We start from the raw sequence: 21,747 nt of genomic DNA, 5'->3' as shown, positions 1-21,747 counted from the left end.
AAAAGAAATGGAAGAGAAAAGAAGTGCTGAAACGATCAGAGACCTGCCCTCATGGCCTGATGGTATTGACAGTATGAAAATTCCTGACGCTGCAGATGAGCACCTGCTCGATGCTGCTCAGGATAACGATGCGTGGTGGCAGATAATTGCTGCGCGAGGATTAGGCTTTATTCCCGGGGATTATGTCGGGCTTGGAAAAATGAAAATACCTGGCATGAAAGACGAGCAGGCACTTGATGCGGCTCAGAACGACGTTGAATGGTGGCGCACCATCGACGAGCGCGGTCTGCTTTATATTCCTGCCAGATTTAAAACGCTACACCAGTCAGCTGAGCTGACCATTCAATAACCAAAGGAGCTTTACCATGGATAAAAAACGGGATATCGAAGATAACGTGAAAATGGCAGAACAGCAGGTTGTACTGCCCATTGAGGATACGCTGACGCCAGTCTTTGTCAAAAATGCCGTGCCGCGCGAAGACAGCTACCAGACCTGGCTGCAGCAGCATTATGCGATGGCGCATGTGCTGGGTGTTCATGCCGATAGCGAGGGCTGCGGGAACGGTCTGACATTGAATGACAATGATAAAATTGCACTCAAAACGAAAACCACCAGCGGCCTGGTGGTGGATGGCAATGGTGTTGCTGTCGGCCAAGGGGAAGGAATCAGCGTTGGAGCGGTCGCCATTGCAGTGAAGCGGGATAACAACTCAGGTCTGGCAATTGCATCTGAAACCAACGGTCTAAAAATCCAGAAAAAAGAGATTAGCGGCCTGATTATTGATGCTGATGGTGTCGCTGTTGGTAAAGGGGATGGTATTGGTGTAGGTCCTGGTTCCATCGGTGTTAGCCGGCACGCCACTTCTGGTCTGGACATTGATGGTACCTCTAAAGGGTTGAAAGTGGGGCAGGGCAACGGCATCACGGTGGGTACGTCAACCATCGAAGTGAAGGCCGGTAATGGCGTTGCCGTTGACGGGAACGGTGTAGCGTTAAAACGTCACGCGACTTCCGGTATGGAGCTGGATGGTAACGGGATGCGGGTTGGCCAGGGGAACGGCATTATTGTAGGAGCCACTACCGTTGGCGTGAAGCCTCACCACGGTATTGCCGTTGATGGGAGTGGCGTCAGCGTGAAGGCCGGTAATGGTGTTGCCGTTGATAGTAATGGCGTGGCAGTAAAACGTCACACGACTTCCGGTATGGATTTGGACAGTAACGGTCTGCGGGTTGGCCAGGGGAACGGTATTACTGTAGGTGTCACTTCCGTTGCAGTGAAACCTCATCACGGTATTGTGGTTGATGCCAATGGGGTAAGCGTTAAAACCAACGGTGGACTGCTGCTGGATGCCAATGGTATTGCCGTAAAACGTGCCGCCACGTCCGGTCTGGATGTGAATCAGACCAGCAAAGAGCTGAAGGTTGGTCAGGGGAACGGTATTACTGTAGGTGCCACTTCCGTTGCAGTGAAACCTCATCACGGTATCACCGTTGATAGTAACGGTGTCGGCGTTAAGGCGGGCTCCGGTATTACGGTGGATGCCAGCGGCGTTAGCGTCAACATGGCGGCTGTTATCCCACGCGGGGTGATCACCATGTTTTCCGGCACTGCCGCGCCTGCTGGCTGGGCATTTTGTGATGGAACTAATGGCACTCCTAACCTGAAGGATAAATTCATTAAGGGGTCATCGTCGTTCTCACAAACAACCGGAGGCAACCACACAAAATCCTATACGCCTGCGGGTACCGTCAGCGTGGCCGACCATACGCTGACGGTGGATCAAATTCCTTCTCATGGACATAATGTCAGGGGGCATTATGGTAATAGCAATGGTTCTTGGGCGCCAAATATGGGGTTAGGCAGATATAACCAATCTGGCACTGGTGGAAATCATGTACTTAATACTGGTGGTGGTAAACCTCACAAACACAACGCCGCGTTTAGCGGTACGGCGGCAACCATCGATGTTCAGCCGGCGTTTTATGCAATTGCCTTTATTATGAAGCTGTAACTCACTCTCCCTCCGTCCTCTCGACGGTCAAGCTACTACAGTAAATAAAGATCATCCCGAGGGCATATTTTGCGTTCTGTGGGAGGAGTTCTGCATTCGCATTTTATGCCCTGCTTATTAAATTTGGCCTTTTCAATAAGTTAATATGGATAGAGGGAGGCGCTATTACTACTCTTTTGCAGCGTATTCACGTCGTTATTCGTACGCCTTATTCGCTGGCGGAAAATATTCAGCAGCAAGTCAGCCAGATAATGAATAATAGTCTGCCAGATAAAATGAGGCTCTGTTTTCAGCACCATTTCCCGATGCAGAGCGAGAACGATACGCACTTCATCGACCGGTTGCATTTAGACTTGGGGACTCTGGACGCCCGCGCGTTTCATGAACAGTTTATTCAGCGAGTGCTGGAGGAACTCGACAAGGCCCTGAGTGACGTGGAGCTTATGCCATTATCGGCAGAGGGCGAATCGGACAGGCCTTACATATCTCCAGACGAGGCGTTTTTTTCATCTGACAGGCGTTGGCTATTACCGTCAAAACAGCGAAAGGCTACTGAGATCGAGAATAATTCTTCAAGTGTATTTTTATCACCCAAGTGCCAGAGTACTTTGTTATCCGGCAATGTTGAGGGGGAAATTGAATATCAGGACATTACCGGGCAGATAAAAATACCATTCAGTTCAGCATGTCCCAAGAACAATGATTTCCAAATAAGACCTTTTCAAATGAAAAAACATGACTGGAAAAGTAATGGTTCCCAACATAACAATGATGAAAATACTCGTTCTCAACGGTCATCAAAAATAAATTTTTCTAAAAACGTCTTAAAATCGCAAAATGAAAAAAAATTGACTCAGTATCTTCTGTCAGGATATTGGCCCGCCGTAAATTCTCCGCAGGGGGAAGACGAACACTGGAAATTAAACTCTCATTCTGGCGGTGAGGCTACAGCTGGCAATACGCCAGCACGGTTGCTTGCCAGCCTGCTGAGCAGCAATAAAAGGACAGAACTACTATGGCTGATGAACATTCTAAAGCTTTCTTCTCGGGCTCGCGAACGGCTACTGAATAGTTTTCCAGCTGAAGTGTTTGAGCAATGGTACGGCACGATGACGGCGTCACAGCATCTTGTGGTTCCTCCGGCCGAGATTCCTTTCAGCCCGTCAGGAGTGATGTTGGCCCACTGGCATTATCACTTACATCATCCTGAGTTACTGCTAACGCATAGCTCTGGCATCCCTTCCTCGCCTGAGCTTGTGGCGCTGACGAGACCTGAGCTGCAATGGCTGAATGCTTTACTGGTGGCCTCGGCAGAAATGACCAACGTCGCCAGCGGTTGGCGTCTTTGGCTGGTGCATGGTTTGCAATGTCACGGCGAAGAGTGGGCCAGCGCGCTGACGCAAAAAGCACGCGATGTGCTTCAGCGGCTAACGGGGATCGCTTGCAGAGAAAAGGGAGATGCTGGCTCGATACAGTATAACCCTGAGCTTGAAAAACCGGACTCTTCGACTTCGACCCTTCAGTCAGCTTTATCTCCACTCCAGGAAGAAAGCCCGCCAGCGCCGTCACTTTCCCGACAACGTCTGCAAGACCGATCCGGAGCATTTCACGATGACAAGGCGCAGCCTGAGTCCATGAGGGTCCATAATGCAGGCCTGGTGCTGCTATGGCCTTTGTTACCCCGCTTATTTCGTGAGGCTGGGCTGGCAGCAAAAGCGGATGAAGAGAGTCCGTTGCTGTTTGTCAGCACACAGGCGCAGCAGGCAGCGATCTCTCTGCTTGATACGCTGGCCTGGAGGGACGATGAGGGGGGCGAGTGGCGGGCTATGGCCTCTAAGCTCATCTGCAGTTGGCCACTGACGCTGCCGCTGAACGCATGGGGAGCCCCTGAGCAGGCGCATCAGACGCAATCTGAAATTCTGCTCCAGAGTGTAATTTATCAAATTCCAGGACTTCGGCGCTGCACCCCGGAAGATATCCGTATGCTGTTTCTGCAGCGTCCGGGAACGTTAACCGCCCTTCCTCAGGGATGGCAGCTGTCTGTGGACAATCATCCCGGAGATACCTTACTCAAGCAGCTCCCCTGGCCCCTCAGAGAGGTCCACTATCCCTGGCTTGCGGAGCCGTTTGCTATTGATTGGGATATCGAGCGTTTTTACAGCCCCTCATCACCCATTGGAGAACCTAATGTTTAATTTGAAAACTTTCGCAGAGCAGGCCACAGAAATTGCTCGAGTTAATCAGCTAATCAAAGAGCATGTGGAAAAATATGTGAAGCCAATTGTTAATGTCGATGTACGCTTTGACGAACCGGACCCCGACTCCCCACCGACAAAGCCCACCTTCCACTTTTTTATGTATCTGGTGCATGAGGATTTGGCTATCAGGCACAGCCTCTCACGGCAGTACGATCCCGCCAGCGGGCAATTTTCTCCAGAGGAGGCCAATATTCGCTGTCTTTACCTTGCGACCTATTGGGAGGGAACGACAAAGGGCGGAAGCGATTCACCAAAGGCGGCATATAACAGTCAGTCGATTATCTGTATGACAGAAATGGTCAGGGCTTTGCTATGTATGCGCAAATCTCAGGCATTTAAAAGCTATCAGCTCAGGGTTATTGAACCGGAAGCGCTGAATAGCCTGGGGAATTTCTGGCAGGCGCTGGGGAATAAGCCGCGAGGGATCATTAATTTCGCCGTAACGCTGCCGATGAATATTGCCTGTCAGGCAGCTGAGGTCGTGGTGCCTGTGGGGCAGATTCAGCTTGTGGCCCGGCCGCAAAAGGGGGATGCACTGGCCTATCTGGAGGCCATTCTTCATGACACGCTAAATGTCCTGCCTGATTTGAAAAAAGGGCCGGCAAAAATTGCCATTGCGGTGACGGTTTGTGAAGAGGGTGAGGTATTTACGCCAGTGACTTTACAGATTTCAGGGATCGTGCCGTCAAATACAGCTAAGAAAGCCATTGAAGATGAAGTTGCGCGCTGGCAAAACGACGCCGTGGAATTTGTAGCTAGCGATATGCGTTACTGCATTGCTGACAGTCAGTGCTCACTGGTTCTGCCATGGCCCCTCAATGACTAAAGCACTCAGTTGAGTTATCGCCTTCTCTATTAAAGGGGGGGGATATCGATCAGGAATAAATAAGGAAATTTTATGCCTCACTACAAGCGTCGCGCAAAAAGAACACAGGGAGCTGGCGAACATATTGAGGGTGAGCCGTTAACAGATGTTTTGACAAGGACGAGTGCCGCACCTTCTTTTACAGAGGTAGAAGCCATTCCGAGCGCGCAAAAATTTCACGATCTGTTTCATGCTGAACGCGGAGATCTCTTCTTTGGGCTGGGAAATGTGATTGGAAATTACAGAACCTGGTGGGGAATGATCTCATTTCGTCAGGACTATATGGCTATCGTATTTGGCCCCGAGCAGGCTATAAAAGTAGCAACCGATATACTTAAGCCTGAAAATACGGAAGCTCTTTTTAGTGGTTCTGAATCGCAAAAAAAAGAGGTCTCTCGCAGCATAGAGAATAATTTTCATCAAAGCATCAGAGATGGCGGACCACCTAAACCGTGGTGGCTTTTTATCCGTTTTCCAGAATCCAGCAAGAATGCCCCCTTGCGAGAAAAATTTATTAATCATATTGGCAGGGATGATTATCGTTATTCTATTAGCAAAATAGTCTTGGAATCATTTAATGAGTTAGTTAACCGTGCAGATGAAAGTGATGAAAAGGAACATATTATCAACAACAGGTGGACTCTGGATACCGGCAAGAAGGTCATTACCAGGGGAAGTAAGGCAGCGCTGGACATGATTCTTAAATCCACAGGCGATGACAAAATTCATTTTATACTGGACGGCATCGATTTGAATAAAGTAATAAATAAGGAGGAGGTGGGGCATAACTACTCAGACAGATCGACAACGGCGGCAGAACTACGATTTCTGTTCCGTCATAAAGATGAAATCAGGAATAAAGTTAATTTCTATATGCATGGTTCGCAGGTTCCTGCACCATGGCTAACCCACCCTGAGCGCTGGGCGGTCTATAAGCCTAAAAGTTTGTAGGTTAATTTACGTAATGCATTCGGTAATGTTTTTTTGGTCTACCGCGCACGCGTTAGGTTCGAATGTTACTATCAGATTGCTGGTTGTTATTAATAATCGGCATGGGAATTTATTAGAGAGAGATTAATTATGTATTCTAATATGAAACTGCTATTAATGTTTTTCGTAATGTCTTTAGGTACAGCATTTTTGTCAGCACCAGCATTAGCATCAGTCTTTGCTACGTTACAGAATCAGGCTATTACTGGTGGTTATTGTCTGGCGTCGGGCTCTAATGGTATCCTGACTTTTAAAATATGTAACGGAAGTAAAGAACAGAACTGGAGTTTTAGTGATTCATCCGGTTATTTTATGATTCGCAATGAAATGCATCGCGATAAATGTCTGCGTACCCTGGGCAATGGTCGCTCTGTCGAGCTTGGTACCTGTCAGGGAGATGGTTACAGCTCAATGCGGTTATGGCAGGTTAAGGCTATTTCTCCTTCACAAATTTCGCTGCAAAATAAATATAATAATGATTTGGCTCGCAGGGAGATGTTGATTGCCGACCCTGTCTCCGGAATTATTAACATGGCTGACGTAAGTCATGAGCCTAAAATGCGTTGGGAATTTGCTGGTGAAATCCCCTCGCCTAAGCGTCCGGTAATTGGTAATAAAAAGGTGCTTCTAATGGCAACGCATTTTACCGGTAAAACGCCTGCAGACCCTGAACCTGTCCGCAAAGCAGTTTTTGGCGACAATGACGATTTTGCCTCCTTACAGCATTATGTAACGCTGGCATCCCATGGGAAGTTATCGATTGATGGCACGTTTTTGAAAAATATTAATATTGGTATTGCACCTGCGACCTGTAGCTCTGGAGCTATTCTTGATAATGCCCGAAACGCGGCCAGGGCGGAGGGTGTTGATCCAAATAATTATGACTATTTGTTCGTAGATATCTCAAGAACGGCATCGTGCAACTGGGAGGGGCTGGCTTCTAAACCCGGAAATTGGATCCTGTCTAATGGTGTAGGATTCAAATATTGGATGTGGTCTCATGAGTTTGGACATAATCTCGGCTACAGCCACTCTACGACATTACGTAACTGTCCAATAAATGATGATATTGTAGAAATCAATAATACATGTTCAGCCGGCGGCGGGGACGACCCCACGGATACGATGGGCGGCGGTGGTGGTAAATTATTTCCGGTAAACTATCAGCTTTTTGCTGGATGGCTAAATGACCAGGATGTTCCACTTATCAAAGCCGACGGTCAATATAAGCTGGCACCATTATGGCAGCCTGGCGGCGCTCAGGGATATCGAATTCAACGTTCTGATGGTTCAGTACTTATTCTCGAATACCGTCAGCGTCGTCAAGGTTTTGAGCAATGGGATGAGAACAGTCCCTTCGTTAATGGAGTGACGTTGAGGATCGTCAATTATTCAGGAAACTCTTTAACTAATACTCTGGTTGACACCACGCCAGGAAGTTCTTCAGGTATGAAGGATGCTCCGTTAATGCCCGGTAAATCAGTTTATGATGCCCTGTCTGGTAAGGTTATTACCGTGCTAGTGGTTGATAAAGACGGCGCCCTATTAAATATCCGAAATCCGTAAGGTACTAACATGTTATCGGGATGATATAATCTCAATGGCTGTTGAATAATAAAAGCCTGTAGTTTCCTGGTGCGCCCTGGCAACTAAGGTCCTCAATGTTTTTTTCGCTGGATGTTACCATGAATTTACCCGAAGAAATTTACACCACCTATGATGAAGATATTACTGCCTTCTTAGCAGCTATTAATCAGGTTGATAAGGTGCTTCAGCTATTCTCTACTCAAAATTATTCAGGTCAATATCAGGAACGGCTTACTTCCTGGTACTCACACAATCATTCCCCTGACGATACTCCCCTGTGGGGAGGCCAGTCTATGGACTGGAATAACTCTACGCCAGAATTTGATATCGATTGTGGCAGCAGACTCGGAAAATTAGTTAACGAGTACGATTTGACGGATTTTGAAGTGGCCGTCCTGATCCTTGGATGCCTTAATACTTTTGAACCTCATTATCGTACGCTGTTCGAAAAATTACCCCTGCAGGAGCGGAAAATGCCTACGCTGGCGCTGGCACAAGTACTTTTTCTCCCTGGCGTATTTATTCGTCATGCACAACAGACGAGCTTACGACCGGATGCTCCCCTGATTAAATATGGGCTTATTGAGCTACATCCTTCGAATGCGCCACAGGAAATGCAAAGCTATACCACCAGTGAATACGTTATTCGCTGGCTGCTTGGGGAATGTTATTTACCCGATAAGCTGCAATTTATTGCCCGTTGGCTGACGCCCTCCGCAAATGAATCCGTGCCTGGCGATGAAGTTATCAGTTGCTGTCGGTCGCAGGATGATTTGCAAATGATTGAGGTGCGTTATGAGGAGGGTGCGGAGGGGGAAATCTACGTGGCCAATCTTGCTCAGTGCCTGAAGTCAAAGGCCCTTCTGGTATCATGGCAACAGTTAATATCTGACAGGCGAAGCGCGACCGACAGGCTCAAGCAGCTGATGTGTATTGCTCGCCTGTATCAGTGCCTTATCGTCTTCAGTCTTGATAAGGACGTCATGACCAGTAACGATGAGAGTGATAATGACGGCTGGGTACAGCCCCGCCTCGAGCAGCAAATCTATGCGTTTCGCACTGAGAATGATCCATTACCCGTCTGTTGCCTGCTGCCCGCATCGTCGCAAGAGATGCCTTTTCCAAAGCTGACCCGTCTGCAAGTGAGTATTTCTCTTCCGACAGCATCAGAACGCCATGCTTACTTAACGAGCTTACTGAGTGGCAGAGAGATCGACTGGGATGTCGAAAAATTGACGCAGCGTGTTGCCCTTTCATACGAAAAAATGCGTAATGCCGTGTCAGAGGCTGAGGCACTGAGCATGCTGCAGGGCAAAAATACCCCTGCGGAAGATGATTTTCGTCAGGCTTTTGCCAATCGCGCACGTCAGAATTTTGGTACGCTTGCCATGCGTTTTACGCCGGTAAGGGGCTGGGAAAATATCATTGTTAGCGAAGATATCCGCGAGCAGCTTAATGACGTTCTGAGTGCAGTGCGCGGGCAAAATACCATTATCGCGAAAGGGTTTGGTTCTCCGAAGGGCCGGGCGATTGGCGTCAGTGCACTGTTTTATGGCGATTCGGGAACCGGGAAAACGCTGGTTGCTGAAGTGCTGGCGGCAGAGCTTGGTGTTGATCTCATTCGTGTCGATCTCTCAACTGTTATGAACAAATATATTGGTGAAACTGAAAAAAATCTTGCCCGTATATTCGATTTGGCAGCCCAGGATGCGGGGGTACTTTTTTTTGATGAGGCAGATGCTCTTTTTGGTAAGCGAACCGAAACGAAGGATGCAAAAGATCGCCATGCTAATGTCCAGGTTGCCTATTTGCTGCAGCGACTGGAGCAGCACCCTGGTCTGGTGATCCTGGCTACTAACCATCGCAGCCATCTCGATGATGCTTTTACTCGTCGCTTCACCTTTATGATTCAGTTCAGCTATCCCGATGCCGGATTACGGGAAATGATGTGGCGGCAGGTTTGGCCAGAAGGCTGCAAGCTTGATCCGAACCTCGATTTTTCTCTTTTAGCTAAGGTTCCACTTACCGGGGCAAATATTCGTAATGTGGCTTTTTTGGCTTCGTGTATGGCAGCAAATACCTCCTTCATCTCGTTGCATCACATCGAAAAATCCATCAAACGTGAACTAAGTAAATATGGACGTGGATTCAGCTAATTTAAGTTAATTCGACATTGAACGATTGTTTTTTTGTTGAGGTGACGTTTTTATTATTAATCCTGGGGGACGTCGGCGCGTCTTTCAAAATAATAATTAAATGCACTACAGTCACTACCATGTGTGCTTACTTTCATAAAGGAGTGGTGCTATTAATTTTTGAGGTTTATTTTAGGTTCTAAATACATGGGTTGATAAGTAAATCAGTACCTTCAATTTAAAAAAACATGGCTTTTTAAAGCTTCTTTAATAAAAACGGATTGGTTATTATGAATATCTTAGAGTCGATGGGTTTACCATCTTTAAATAGCTACAGCCTTAGGCAGTTTTTGAGTGACCTGGTGCTTAGGAAAAAATTAATAACAGCAATCATCGAGAGTTTGACTGTACCGGATGAATGGAGATGTGAGGGGGTCTTTAGTGATGAGGGGGATGAGAAAACCGCCATTCTATGTCGTTTTATGCCATCGCATAACAAATTTCATATCATGCTATGTTGCCCTTATGGAAACGATGAAACATGGCTTCTGGTTTATCTTTCAAAGGATGATGATGACGTTCTTTTATTACGAAAAAGTGAGGCGTTCGATCCTGAATTGCTTAGTCATTCCCTTGAGCTCACCGCTTTTTTAGACAGCAAAGATTTGTTAGTAAGTGAAATCAAAAAAACATTGTCGTTCGAGGTTATGTATTGATGTGTAATTTCCAATGGTCAATTTTACATCATTTTTTAATGCATGATGAAGGTATTTTCTAATAATTTATAAAATAGCCCTGTATATATTCAATGCAAATATAGATTGTTTTTTTGGAGCTTGTTTCTTCTCTTGATGAATGCAATGAGTTAAAAATAACGGTGGTCATAGTTGCTTGTTCTCTTAAGTATCGAGGATGCACTTTCACTTAAATGCATGCCTTGAGGATACAACTGAACAATCCGGTAATGAAAGCAATTAGTTTCACTATTTATTGTATCCAACGACTTTGTAATCACTTCTTAACGAATATGTTTTAAAGTAAAGTTATGTGTCATGCTTTTGGTTTAATATTAAGATACATAACATCTAAAATGTTTAACTTATACGGGAGGTGATCAGAATGACTGAATACTTAGTTTTTAGTAAATAATTATTACCAGATAACTGGGGCAGGATTTTACTGGCGCTATGATTAGAGAGGAACATCGCCACTGATTGCTGGTCAGGAGGCCAGATAACTACTTAATCATTGGGGGGATTGTTGTTTTGCTAATTATCAACATAGCCAACACGAGATAATCATTTGCGGAGCATAGAGAGTGTATAAGGGTAAATGCAATAATAAAAATAAAGATTCGGAAAATTCAATGAATTCTATCTCATCCGACGGGGAGAGTGCTGAAAATCCGATTCAGTTAACTCATTCGAAAGATAAAGTAAAATTTATCAAAGAATTTGCGTTGAGTCTCATCCCCTTTCTTTCCACCTATAGAGCTTATAAACAAGAAGGTGGGGAAAGTGCTATCAATCATGGTGTTGCTGATGCTGCATTGCTCGTCCCTATTATTGGGGTTCCTGTTAAAGTTGGAATGGCATTGAAATCTGCCATGAAAAAATCGCAGGATGAATTTACAGTTAGTCAGGAAGTAATTTTGAAATTTGTTAATGCTTTTTTGAATATAACGGATAAGGCATGGCATCAACAATATGCAAAGAATCCGGAGATGTTTTATGATGCAGTTGCTAGAAGAAACTACAATCGAAGCATTCTCAAATATTTACTAAAGGAAAGTAACATATTGAGCGATAGATGTTTCCTTGACAAAATGAGCGGGGCTTTCGGAGCGCATCTGAGAGGTGTGACTGATTTCATGGCTGAAAAAGCGGGTGCTAATTCTGATGATGAAGTGTTAATTTCAACCGCATATAAATTCACTGCCGCACTTGATGATATAATTATAACCCTTCGCGACATTCATGGGGAAATTCAATCCGAGTTAGATACTCCTCAATATTTGTCTGATATTAGTCAGTTAACGAATGAAGAGATAAAAGTAATAGCTATGTTGGGTATTGAAAGAGTAATTCTGGAATAAATCCAGTTGTAGTAATTTATATGAGTATCTAAACGAACAGATTGGGTGGTAAATTGAAATGCATTACCTGATCCTGATGAATGTAGTTGAAGTTTTTTTATGTTTTTATGACTATGTTGATAGGAACCGGTATGTAACGCATTGTGCAGGATTAAATCATCAAAGGCTTAAGGTGAAAGTATGTATATGAATAAACGTAAGAGCACGGGTTCCAATGGAGATAATCCGCAAAGTACTTCTTGTAATCGTCAGGAAAATGCCAGCTCTGATGTGAAATTGCCAGAAGCGGAGGTGTCGGCATCAGCTTTTAAGCGGTCACCCACGGCAGCGCAGGCTTTAATTAATTCCGGGGCGGGTTATGGTAGCCAACTGGCGACATCCGGGAGCGATGAGATAGTACCCCAGCGTGAGGTAAGCACATATTCTTCCTATCTCGTTGAACCAGCGCTGGTAAAGCTGGATGCCGTTATGAATTTTCCGGTAGATGTACCTGAGGAAAAAATAGTACTAAACACTGTTCGTAAGGAAGGGAAAATGATATATACTGTAACCTTCACTCTCGATAGCCCAGAGTTTAAACCAATTAAGGAGGAAGAAATCCCACCGGACCAGGTGGTTTCAATCCCGTTTCAAAAAGATTGGCATCGCTCGTTATACATATTTAATTATCCTGGTGGAACTGAACGGATAAATAAAGAGGGGGTTAGCTGTTCAGATTATATAAATAATTCGGTGGTGACGGATTTTATTGGGGAATCAAAAGCCAGGCATTTAACTGAGGTAGCACATCAGGGCCATCAAAGCATTTTTGCTGCACGTAATTTTGATTTCTCGAAGGGTGTTAATTTCGTCGTCCAGGCGGATTCACCTCCTCGGTATGATATTAGTTATGACGATGAGGGAAGAGTGAAATTAATTTCACAAAGCGTGTTTAAAATTAAAGATAGTGATTGCGATAAAGATGTTGATGGTATCACTATATCGCACGAAAGGTCAAACTTTTTTCACGTTAAATCATCAGGCGACAATAGCGATTTTGGCTGTCTCTCAGAAGAAAAAGATGGATGGACGATAAAGGTTCAATTAATCTCTTGATGTTAATGATGACTTTCACGTTGATTTACAGATCGCGGCGTGGCGAAAGATAGCCCTCAGATTGCGGAGTTAGATGTTTATATTCGTGCTTTATACAAACAATAACATGCGTAAAATTGCAGGTTATGAATTCAAAGGATTAGGGTAAACATATTAATTCCAGGGATGGGTTATATCACTTTACGTAAGGCTGAATTATGCATCCTTTGATGCTGGAATGGAGTTAAGGAAGGTGTTAAAAAACTGAAAAGATCATGGAGTGGCAAACCGTAAGCATGTTTTAATTGCCTACCTTTTTATTTTCTTTGACAAATAATATTAATAAGAAGCGGAAGAGCTATTATTTATTAATGCTTGGGTATGATAGGCAATGCATTGAAAATGCGAAATATTTCATAGGGCGCTACAATATACCCGTAGAAAACATAGTCTCAACCAGCCTGTCATAGGTTTTTCTTTATTAAATTTCAAATTTATTAAGGACGCTAGTTTAAGTGATAAGCTCATTATAATTGGGCATGGTAGGCAATCGCTCCCTGCTACAAGAGGGGGCGAGCAACAATATGCACCATCTCAGTTAGCACAGACCTTAAAAGACAAATGTAAGATTAATGAGGTTGGTCTTATATCTTTTAAAGCATGAGAGTTGGGCAATGGCTCTTTCCTATACGACTTCTTAGATCCCTTTACGTCAACTGGTGGGGAAATTGGCGGATGTATCGGGTATAAGGGCGAGGTAATGAATACAAATAGAGGTGAAGCAGTTGGTGCGTGAGATTACATTAAGCGAGAGTTGTTTCTTAGGAAGAACACCGATCAACAATGAGTAACAGTTGTTCAGGGCAATGCTACAGCACCTTCTGAATATGGAAACAAGCGAAGATTTATGAGGGCGTAAACTGTATGATAATAAAGTATAGACGCTTGCGCAACACTCCGGAAATACCACTGGAATATTAAAATACTTGTCACTACTAAATGTATTTTTCTGGCGCGGTCTGGATATTTGAAGGCCGGGGTTTATTTAGGGCGATGTCAACACTACTCCGCGGATACGATTTCTCTTATGCCATCATATATGCAAAAAAACAACGTCGCATGAAGAAAGAAGTACATATTGAAGGGAGGCGACATCAATATTTCTCTGTAAATGAAGGTACCAATATTTCTGTTGAGGAAACACCATAGCCATTGCGGCTTTCTCCTGTGGCGCAGTTTTTACGCCAACTCGGCGAGGAGCTATTTTTTAACAAATTGCTTCCTGTCTGCTTATTTTTAAATATTTCAGGCTGAGTTTCCTCGTATATCATTAGCTTCCCTCAATAGATTTCCTGCCATTTATTACTAAAGGTTTTTCTGCTATGCCTGAACATTTATTTAAACCATCGGCCTCTGAAAAGAATGAATCCCGGAAGCCGGAGCAGCAGCCTGCCGCCGGAGGCGGAATTTCCTTCCCTGAGGCTCCTGCTTCCCCCCGGCTTTCCCGCATGGCCACGTTTGTCAGACATGTGCTACAAGCCCATGGCGATACCATCCAGATAGTCAACTGTGAGAGTGACTGGCACCAGCGCTTCAGCCGCCATTTTTTTGAGCTTGCTGGCGAAGACAATGTACTGCCTGCTGCGCCTGATCTGGAGTGGCTGGAGGAGGCGGGAGAGCTATCCATTGCCGCTTTTTTGAGTGCCAGGGGGGATGCCCCAGAAGTGATGGCAGCGCGGTGGTATCTTCGATATCTAGCGACGCTTCCTCAAACCGGAAAACCAGCAGAGGCGCTGCGGGTATTTTCCGACCTCAGCTGGGCGGAAGTCTGGCGGGAGATAAAGCAGACCAGCCTGGGTTTTGTGCATGGCATTATTAAAGAGGCATGCAGCCATATTATTCAGGCCAGTCCAACGCTTGGTCTGATAAGTGCCCTGATTGAACAGAATGCTTTTGATGGGGCGGTGCGTTTTATTCTTGGGCTGGGGGTCCGGCGGGTAATGGCGATTATCCTGCACACCCTTTCGCTGATGCCGGAAGGCAGCCCGGTGAGAGCGGTGTTGAGCCTGCTCAGCGATGCGGCCCGGGCTGAAGCTGAGTGGACACAGGCCAGCCTCGTTTTGCTGACGGTAACGGCGCTGCTGGCGGTGGCCTGGCGTCTGCTGACGCCGGGTACTCAGCCTGACAGGCCGGTAACCGCAGTCGGTCGGTTTCTGGTGGGTATACCGGAGCTACTGACCTCACTACACAATATCATCAACCTGTTTTCCGCGGTTCCGCACCGTCAACCTGGTTCCATTACATCGCTGTATGCTGATCCGGCAGATATTTCCGGCAGATTGCCGGGCAATACGCAGTTACTTTCTGTTCCTGCCACGCCGGTTCTGCAGATTGTCCGTGAACGATGGACTCCTGGGGGGCAGCAAACTGATGGTGTGGAGGTGAGGGGGCACGGCAGGGCCTATGAGGCTGTACAGGCTGAGCACGCTCGTATGTGGTCGCCGTCATCCCCGGCAATGCCGTTTCTATCGAGGGGAGAGGGGGGGAGGCAGGCAAGCCCGGTGGTAAGTCAGTTTTTATCCCGGGAGCTTAATAAGGCAGATAAGGCCCCGGAGGCTTTTCGGGGAGTTCACTGCCTGATGCGCCAGCTTAGTCCGGACGAAACAACAAGCGTGTGGGATGTGGCGCTGACCGGCTGGCTGTCACAGGGCACCGGAAGAGGGATTCAGGCGTTCCGCTGGACAACCCGAATGGAGGAAGCACAAAAAACGGTGCTGGACAGGCTGCTCCGCGGTGAGCGGGAGCCCGGGATGGCGGATATCCCTGATACAGCACTGCGCGGGGCGATGACATTTCTTGCCGGGGAGCCTTTACAGGCAGCCACTCTCCCGGAGCAGGACCGGGCAGAAACTGTCAATGATCCTCGGGGCGTATCAGCGGAAGAAGAGGCGCTGATGGTCCGGACGGACAACCTGCTGACCCGGGTTATCATCTGGAGTCAGGAAGCCGGAGCAGCCCTGTACAACTGGCTACCCCCCCGGCTGCCGTTTGAGCCGGGTGTTGCAGACGCCAGCTTGGCGGTTCCGGCATTCCTCTGCCCCCGGGGTTATTTCCAGACAGCTATGTCTGACCTGTGTGAGCCCGATTTTGACTTTGATGACGCAGAAGCTCCCAAAAACGAACCGGTTCTTTCCGCTGAGCAGGTTTACATCCGGCAGTCGGCACCGGCGCTGCACCGTGCACTGACCGGGCTGGCAGCAGACACCGGAAAAACGCCCCTGACGCTGCTCTCACTGGTGCATATCTCAAAGTGGACGGATGTGGCTAACGACCTGAGCGGCGCATTTGAACAGACCGTCACGGATATCCGTCTGCAGGCGCTTGTCCGTGATGCCGACAGCCAGCAGCAGACGGCGAGATATACAGATCTGCACCCTCATGAGTCATTACGGCTGACGCTGGAGGGGGATGCCCCGGATGTTTACCGTGCGGAGCTGAATAATGACAAGGTGCTGGATGAGGTGAAGCAGCTTCTGGCGGCAGTCAACGGCTGGCTTCCTTCGGGGCTTCCGGCAAATGTAAGCCGCTGGATGAAAACGGCGCCGGTGGCGGAGCGGCTGGCTTATATCACTGCTCATGAACGGGTTTCAGGCGGGGGGAATATGACGACGGCAGCCGGGGCACTGAACGCGATGCAGACATTGCAGACCCTGCTGACGGCGAAAAAAATCAATGAAGTGGCGGATGTGACGGCGTTTACGGGGCGCTGGCTGGTCGATGCTTACGGTGCGCCGGCCGATATTCTGCAAAAAAATATCACCGTCAGCGGTCAGGCCATGATGAGGGAAATCTGCCCGTTGATGGACAGCGGCCGTGAGCGCTATGATTTCAGTTACCCGAAAAGCCTGTGGTATGCCGCCCGTAAGCTCCCCTGGCAGAATGAGCGGTGTGACGTTGCAGATGTTGGTCAGCACTGGAAAAGGGGGCGGGTGGCAGAGGGAGAAACGCCCTCATTCTTCTGTGGTCGCCAGACAGAGGCGGAAGTGGAGGTGGGGGGAAGGGTGGAAAGCTGCAATATACAGTACCCACCGGATGTGGAGAACAACAGTGGGCTGCGGCAGCTGTTTAAGGATGCGCCAACGCCGGTCATGTTCCGCAGCGCCTGGGAAGCGTTCACGCACCAGTGGGAGCAGGATCCGGAGCTGACGGCGGTACTGGTGCTCAGACTGGCGTGGCAGTTAAATACCCGGCTGGATGACCTGATAAACGGGCGAAATACGCAGCTGACGGAGTTACTGGATACGGCGCAGAAAGCGCAGCTGAAAGCCGGGGCGCGGGCGATGCGTCTGGGGATGGCCAGGCCACTGTTCCTGAAACACAAAGGAACGGGAAGGGTGGCAGACCAGCTTATCCTGCTGCCGGGCATGGGAGCTGATGAGTATTTTGTTGTTTCTCTGAGCGGCAGCACGCCGGTGAGTACCATAAAGCTGCGCACGCTGGATTTCGGAGACGGAAGCGCACGGTATGTGGCAAAAGGGGATTACGAAAAAATAACGCCCTTTTTTGCGCCGGGGACGCTGCCGGCATTTCATTTCGGGACGTCAGTCTATGAAAACCAGGACACGCCCGTTCTGGAGCTGAGTGCCGAAATGTTTGTGGCAGAGCAGGGAGATAATCCGTTAAACACGCTGGCCGGTGCGTTTAAGGACAAGGCGAAGGAGACGGGGAACTACTATTTTCGCAATCAGGCGGAGCTGGATGAGGCGGATTTTGCGCGCAGGCTGGCGGAGGTGGCAGAAGTGGCGGGGCTTGTGGCAATGGTCATCCCGTTTGCAGAGCCCTTTGCGTTAGAGCTGCTGGCGCTGGAGGGCGTGGAGCTGAGCCTGGTGGAAGGGGGGGTGAAGCTGACGGGTACGGTACTGAACTACGGTGCAGCAGGATTGCAGATATGGTCAGTGGCAGAGCAGTATCGCAGCGATGCGGATAACCCGGCGGCGCGGCATGAGGGACTGTGGGCGCTGGGAGAAAGCATTGCGGTAACGGCGCTGATGGCAGCAGCAGATTTCTGGCCGGGTAAAAGTGCCAGGGAGCGCTATGAAAAGGCGCAGGAGCAGGTAAAGAGTAAGATGGTAACGTTCAGTGGAAAAAGTATTCAGGAAGGAGAAAAGGCCGGGGCATATTATATCGCAGGTGAATACTATATTCCCGTGGAGGAGGGACGGCTGGTGCGAAGCGTATGGGATGAGAACTACAAAGGGTTCCGTACCCTCAGCCTTAAAGACGAAATGATGGGTGTAGAGCCAGAAGAGAGAGCACTTTACCGACGTGATGAGGAAGGGATGTTCATAGAGGAACCTGAAATTACTGATTGGATGTGTAGTGCGCCAACGTCTTCTTTACGCGGTAGAAGTAAGCGGAGTAATTCGGCTGCTCTCAAGGGGAAATGTTCTGCCAAAGTTGCGAAGTTTTTTGCCGCCGGAAAGAATATTGGGAAAGTCGATACATCCATTTCCTGGAATTTTGTCATTAGTATCCAGATAGCCGCACATGAAATAGGGAAAAAAGAGGGGCAGGGGCTGATGTCTTCAACCCGAGCTCTAGAGTTCATTGATTTTATTGGTAAGGACCCGCTTGTTATCCGAACTAAAGAAATGTTGACAAATATACCTTTAGGATCGCGTATTGCTTTTGTGGAAAAAACATCTCATGGTGTTGAGGAAATTAAACATGCTATGTTATATTGTGGTGATAAGGAGGCAATTGGCATAAACAATGGATGGCTCACCAATAAAATGCACTACAATGCTAAATCATCGGCCTCAACGATTAATTTGGAAAGCGACATTGTCTGGAATGCAGATGGGCCAGTCAACCAGGCTGGTTATCCTATAACTATTTACGCTCAATCTCAAAGTGACCTGCAGAACCCTGAGTTATTAAGCTCGCTTTATAATGGGGTTGAGGTATTTGATTCTCCCCAGCGTTATTTAATAACCGATATTAACAGGATAGCTCCTGAGGATGTTCGGGAAATAAAAACATCCCTTTCTGATGGTACTTATAACGAACGTCAGGATATGATTAAAAATAATTTTCTTCATGGAAGCCAGGTGCAAAGTATCGATGAGATTAAGGTGGTTAATATGTTAAGCGTTATTGATTCACTAAGTCCTGCAAAATTTAGGAGCGGTAAAGGAGTTTTTCATGGAAATGCTATGTCAATGGAAAGTCTGAAACGTTTTAAAACTGGTACGTTGATTCAATCACATCAGTTAACCTTTTTTTCTGATTCACTATTTGTAGCAAGGTATTTTTCAGAAAGTGCATCCAGTGCATCCAATGAGGTTAATGTTATTTTTGAAATAGAAAATAGCGAGTTTGCTCCAATCAAAAAAATTATTCCGGCTGGTGGGTTATATAATGTTATCGTAAATGAACTTTCCAGGGCAGGTGAAGATGTCCAGCGTGATGTAAGGCTGGCGCGTGAAGGTGTTATTCCTCCTGGATATGTTTTTAAAGTAACGGATGTTACAAAGATTGAAATTCTGGATATTCCCTACCAACACATTAAATTAAAGTATGTGCATCGAAATGATGACATTATAATTGATAGTTTTAATGGCGAGGATTATATTTTTCCAACATAATTATGATGTATAGGTGAGTGTTTTGTGATAAGTTATAAAATATCCAGTTTGGACAGTTGTTTTCACCACTCTCATAATTGTCAGATGTGTTGATTCTTGTAGTCATCTGATAAGTAATTATTCCTTTTGGTTTGCCCTGTAATGACGCCGTGGGTTATAATTTAGCATCGCTATGTTGATATTTGACTGAATAAAATATTTTAAAATAAATGTGAGTTCTTAAGCGTATATTTGAATTATGAACGATTTTCTCGTGTCATTCATAAATTCATAATCCATTATGATAGCCACTTAGGGTATTTGGGGGGGGGGAGACGGAAATATCAAGTGATTTAAACCGTTCATTACAAAAAGTGTCTGGTAACAGTGCCAGATAATTTTTTTAGAAGTAAAATTCGGGGTTGCATTGACTAGCCGAAAACGTTGCGTGAGAACTGAGCAATAACCTCGGCCAGTTACAGCCAGCCTGAGTGGGTCCAGATGTAGGTTATGTCCATCACTCAACATTCATCTGCGCCTGAGAAGGGTTCACGCACCAGTGGGAGCAGGATACTGAGCTGACGGCGGTGCTGGATGCGGCGCAGAAAGCGCAGCGCTGGCGGAGTCTAAAGTGGGTTCGTAATTCAATGAATGTATTAAATTAATGTCTAATTCAATTTTTCGATGGTGCCTAAGAAGGTGCCTGAAATTTTTACCATTTTCTTTTGGTGGGGAATGAGAGATTGGTTTGCAGCACTTAGGGACTCATAAGGCTTCGATCTTTGCTCATGGTAAAATGAGAAATATTATCAATATTTATTTGATTTTTTTTTTAAATGTCAGATGCGATGCCGTCACTATTTCCGCTACTGTAGCGGAAATAGCAACACATAAGCAGCATGTACTTAGAAAAATTAAAGATCTGGGCAACAGCCCGATGCTCTTTTTGGCACGCAGAATATCCGTTGCGGTGATGAAGGAGGGGCTCGCGCCATGTAAATCCCTTGCGGTCGATACGAACCAGTTCGTACTTTTCGACTAGGAAATTAACAGCATCGGCAAGCGTTATTCCCGCATCGATATGCTCCTCAATGGCCGTGTCGTCATGAAATGGCGTGTCGTTAAGTGCCAGACCGGAATGATGTTCCAGAAGATACGTTAACAGTTGCTGCCAGGCCTGTACGGGCGACAGGCGTGACGAAATAGGCACCGTGGCCGGTACAGATGAAATGTGCATGAGTTGGGTGCTGATACAAGATGAGAAGGTTTTACTTGGTTGCAGATGCCTGAGGATAAATAACGATGTAAACATAGCCATGAGAGCCGAGAGTGTCAGCCTCGCAAGTGAGTCCGTTATGATACAACGTAACACAATGCTGATGACGCAGATTCAGCTTACCGGTTGTCAGCATCAGTTCAAGTTGTTTCATCATTAGCGGAAACGCTTGGTCCAGACGTATGGCCTCCTCTTCGTTAAATGTTCCACTAAAGCCTGCAGGGTCCGCCATAAAATGCAGGCGACAACCTTCCTGCACAAGCCTCGCATCGAAGCACGGCGAGATGTCGCGCTTCAGTCCCCATGAATTTTGCATTTTCGACTCCTTATTTAGTGTCAATTGGTGGTGATGCACATCAGGCGTGTATACGGGCCGTGATTGTCTCGACGGCGTTCTGCGTAAACCGCCAGCACGCCGGAAATCTCCGCGACATCTTGACCGGTGTAATGACTGGCACTGCCGTGCCATTGGTATTTGCCTGTGCATTAGCGAAAGATACGGGAATCCGGATGTTGTCGCTGAATTGCCATTGCGGCCTTTTTATCGATGATTTTCATGGTTAGCCTCATAGCCAGCCACGTTCAGCAAAAGAAAGCACATCACCGATGCCAACTATAAGTTGTTATGTGGAATTGAACGTCAAGCCCCTAAAGTGGCATTTATCACTTAGATATCCCACTGCTGGCGGGGAAGCGATATGGTACGGCTCACAGGACAGGCTCGACACTTTCTTATTTGAGTCAGGGTATCGTGCTCAACATTGGGGCTACCATGAGTGATTGGTATGCTGAACACAGTTCAGCCTGGGGAGAGGGAGCTACCAGGTAA

The 21,747-nt window shown here is 46.9% G+C and carries 12 protein-coding genes and 2 pseudogenes; 11 read left to right on the top strand and 3 right to left on the bottom strand.

Annotation, left to right across the window (positions count from 1 at the left end):
• Window positions 1-7: 7 nt before the first annotated feature.
• The 11 genes from V1599_RS20845 (at window position 8) to V1599_RS20795 (ending at window position 19,663) form a co-directional block, all read left to right on the top strand.
• Window positions 8-349 carry a hypothetical protein gene (locus V1599_RS20845; RefSeq protein ID WP_112013204.1) on the top strand — a complete coding sequence of 114 codons (342 nt, stop codon included), beginning with the start codon at window positions 8-10 and terminating at the stop codon, window positions 347-349.
• A gap of 16 nt (window positions 350-365) precedes the next feature.
• Window positions 366-2,012: a tail fiber protein gene (locus tag V1599_RS20840; RefSeq protein WP_112013203.1), complete on the top strand. Its 1,647-nt coding sequence runs from the start codon at window positions 366-368 to the stop codon at window positions 2,010-2,012.
• 176 nt (window positions 2,013-2,188) lie between these two features.
• Window positions 2,189-4,207 carry a contractile injection system tape measure protein gene (locus tag V1599_RS20835; protein WP_112013202.1) on the top strand — a complete coding sequence of 673 codons (2,019 nt, stop codon included), beginning with the start codon at window positions 2,189-2,191 and terminating at the stop codon, window positions 4,205-4,207.
• Window positions 4,200-5,096, top strand: coding sequence for a Pvc16 family protein (locus V1599_RS20830; protein WP_112013201.1), 897 nt, complete (start codon window positions 4,200-4,202; stop codon window positions 5,094-5,096). The genes V1599_RS20835 and V1599_RS20830 overlap by 8 nt, the downstream gene beginning before the upstream one ends.
• Before the next feature lie 72 nt (window positions 5,097-5,168).
• Window positions 5,169-6,086, top strand: a complete 918-nt coding sequence (locus V1599_RS20825; RefSeq protein WP_112013200.1) for a hypothetical protein — start codon at window positions 5,169-5,171, stop codon at window positions 6,084-6,086.
• Between the two features lie 141 nt (window positions 6,087-6,227).
• Window positions 6,228-7,691 carry a hypothetical protein gene (locus V1599_RS20820; protein WP_395300783.1) on the top strand — a complete coding sequence of 488 codons (1,464 nt, stop codon included), beginning with the start codon at window positions 6,228-6,230 and terminating at the stop codon, window positions 7,689-7,691.
• 119 nt (window positions 7,692-7,810) lie between these two features.
• Window positions 7,811-9,868, top strand: coding sequence for an ATP-binding protein (locus V1599_RS20815; RefSeq protein WP_181573269.1), 2,058 nt, complete (start codon window positions 7,811-7,813; stop codon window positions 9,866-9,868).
• A 269-nt stretch (window positions 9,869-10,137) separates the two neighbouring features.
• The gene (locus tag V1599_RS20810; RefSeq protein WP_112013197.1) at window positions 10,138-10,563 is read left to right on the top strand and encodes a conjugation system SOS inhibitor PsiB family protein; all 426 of its coding nucleotides are present in this window, start codon (window positions 10,138-10,140) and stop codon (window positions 10,561-10,563) included.
• Between the two features lie 650 nt (window positions 10,564-11,213).
• Complete coding sequence (locus tag V1599_RS20805; RefSeq protein ID WP_112009872.1) at window positions 11,214-11,942, top strand: hypothetical protein; 729 nt, start codon at window positions 11,214-11,216, stop codon at window positions 11,940-11,942.
• 186 nt (window positions 11,943-12,128) lie between these two features.
• On the top strand, window positions 12,129-13,037 hold the full coding sequence (locus tag V1599_RS20800) for a hypothetical protein (protein ID WP_395300782.1): 909 nt from the start codon (window positions 12,129-12,131) through the stop codon (window positions 13,035-13,037).
• 1,361 nt (window positions 13,038-14,398) lie between these two features.
• Window positions 14,399-19,663, top strand: a complete 5,265-nt coding sequence (locus V1599_RS20795; RefSeq protein ID WP_395300781.1) for a hypothetical protein — start codon at window positions 14,399-14,401, stop codon at window positions 19,661-19,663.
• Window positions 19,664-20,569: 906 nt separating this feature from the next.
• Here V1599_RS20795 and V1599_RS20790 read toward each other — a convergent pair.
• From V1599_RS20790 to V1599_RS20780, 3 genes and pseudogenes are all read right to left on the bottom strand, one after another.
• Window positions 20,570-20,879 (bottom strand): annotated as a pseudogene (locus V1599_RS20790) (TA system toxin CbtA family protein); the annotation flags it as partial.
• Between the two features lie 31 nt (window positions 20,880-20,910).
• On the bottom strand, window positions 20,911-21,234 hold the full coding sequence (locus V1599_RS20785) for a type IV toxin-antitoxin system YeeU family antitoxin (protein WP_112009869.1): 324 nt from the start codon (window positions 21,232-21,234) through the stop codon (window positions 20,911-20,913).
• A 20-nt stretch (window positions 21,235-21,254) separates the two neighbouring features.
• Window positions 21,255-21,476, bottom strand: a pseudogene (locus V1599_RS20780) (DUF987 family protein).
• Between the last annotated feature and the right edge of the window lie 271 nt (window positions 21,477-21,747).

This window comes from Enterobacter sp. ECC-175 (assembly GCF_043968675.1).
Taxonomy (GTDB): domain Bacteria; phylum Pseudomonadota; class Gammaproteobacteria; order Enterobacterales; family Enterobacteriaceae; genus Enterobacter.
This window is presented reverse-complemented; position numbering and strand designations above follow the sequence as displayed.

Coding starts and splice junctions, on each gene's coding strand:
- V1599_RS20840 (WP_112013203.1), top strand. CDS start 366: ATGGATAAAAAACGGGATATCGAAGATAACGTGAAAATGGCAGAACAG.
- V1599_RS20805 (WP_112009872.1), top strand. CDS start 11,214: ATGAATTCTATCTCATCCGACGGGGAGAGTGCTGAAAATCCGATTCAG.
- V1599_RS20845 (WP_112013204.1), top strand. CDS start 8: ATGGAAGAGAAAAGAAGTGCTGAAACGATCAGAGACCTGCCCTCATGG.
- V1599_RS20800 (WP_395300782.1), top strand. CDS start 12,129: ATGAATAAACGTAAGAGCACGGGTTCCAATGGAGATAATCCGCAAAGT.
- V1599_RS20795 (WP_395300781.1), top strand. CDS start 14,399: ATGCCTGAACATTTATTTAAACCATCGGCCTCTGAAAAGAATGAATCC.
- V1599_RS20830 (WP_112013201.1), top strand. CDS start 4,200: ATGTTTAATTTGAAAACTTTCGCAGAGCAGGCCACAGAAATTGCTCGA.
- V1599_RS20815 (WP_181573269.1), top strand. CDS start 7,811: ATGAATTTACCCGAAGAAATTTACACCACCTATGATGAAGATATTACT.
- V1599_RS20820 (WP_395300783.1), top strand. CDS start 6,228: ATGAAACTGCTATTAATGTTTTTCGTAATGTCTTTAGGTACAGCATTT.
- V1599_RS20785 (WP_112009869.1), bottom strand. CDS start 21,234: ATGCAAAATTCATGGGGACTGAAGCGCGACATCTCGCCGTGCTTCGAT.
- V1599_RS20810 (WP_112013197.1), top strand. CDS start 10,138: ATGAATATCTTAGAGTCGATGGGTTTACCATCTTTAAATAGCTACAGC.
- V1599_RS20825 (WP_112013200.1), top strand. CDS start 5,169: ATGCCTCACTACAAGCGTCGCGCAAAAAGAACACAGGGAGCTGGCGAA.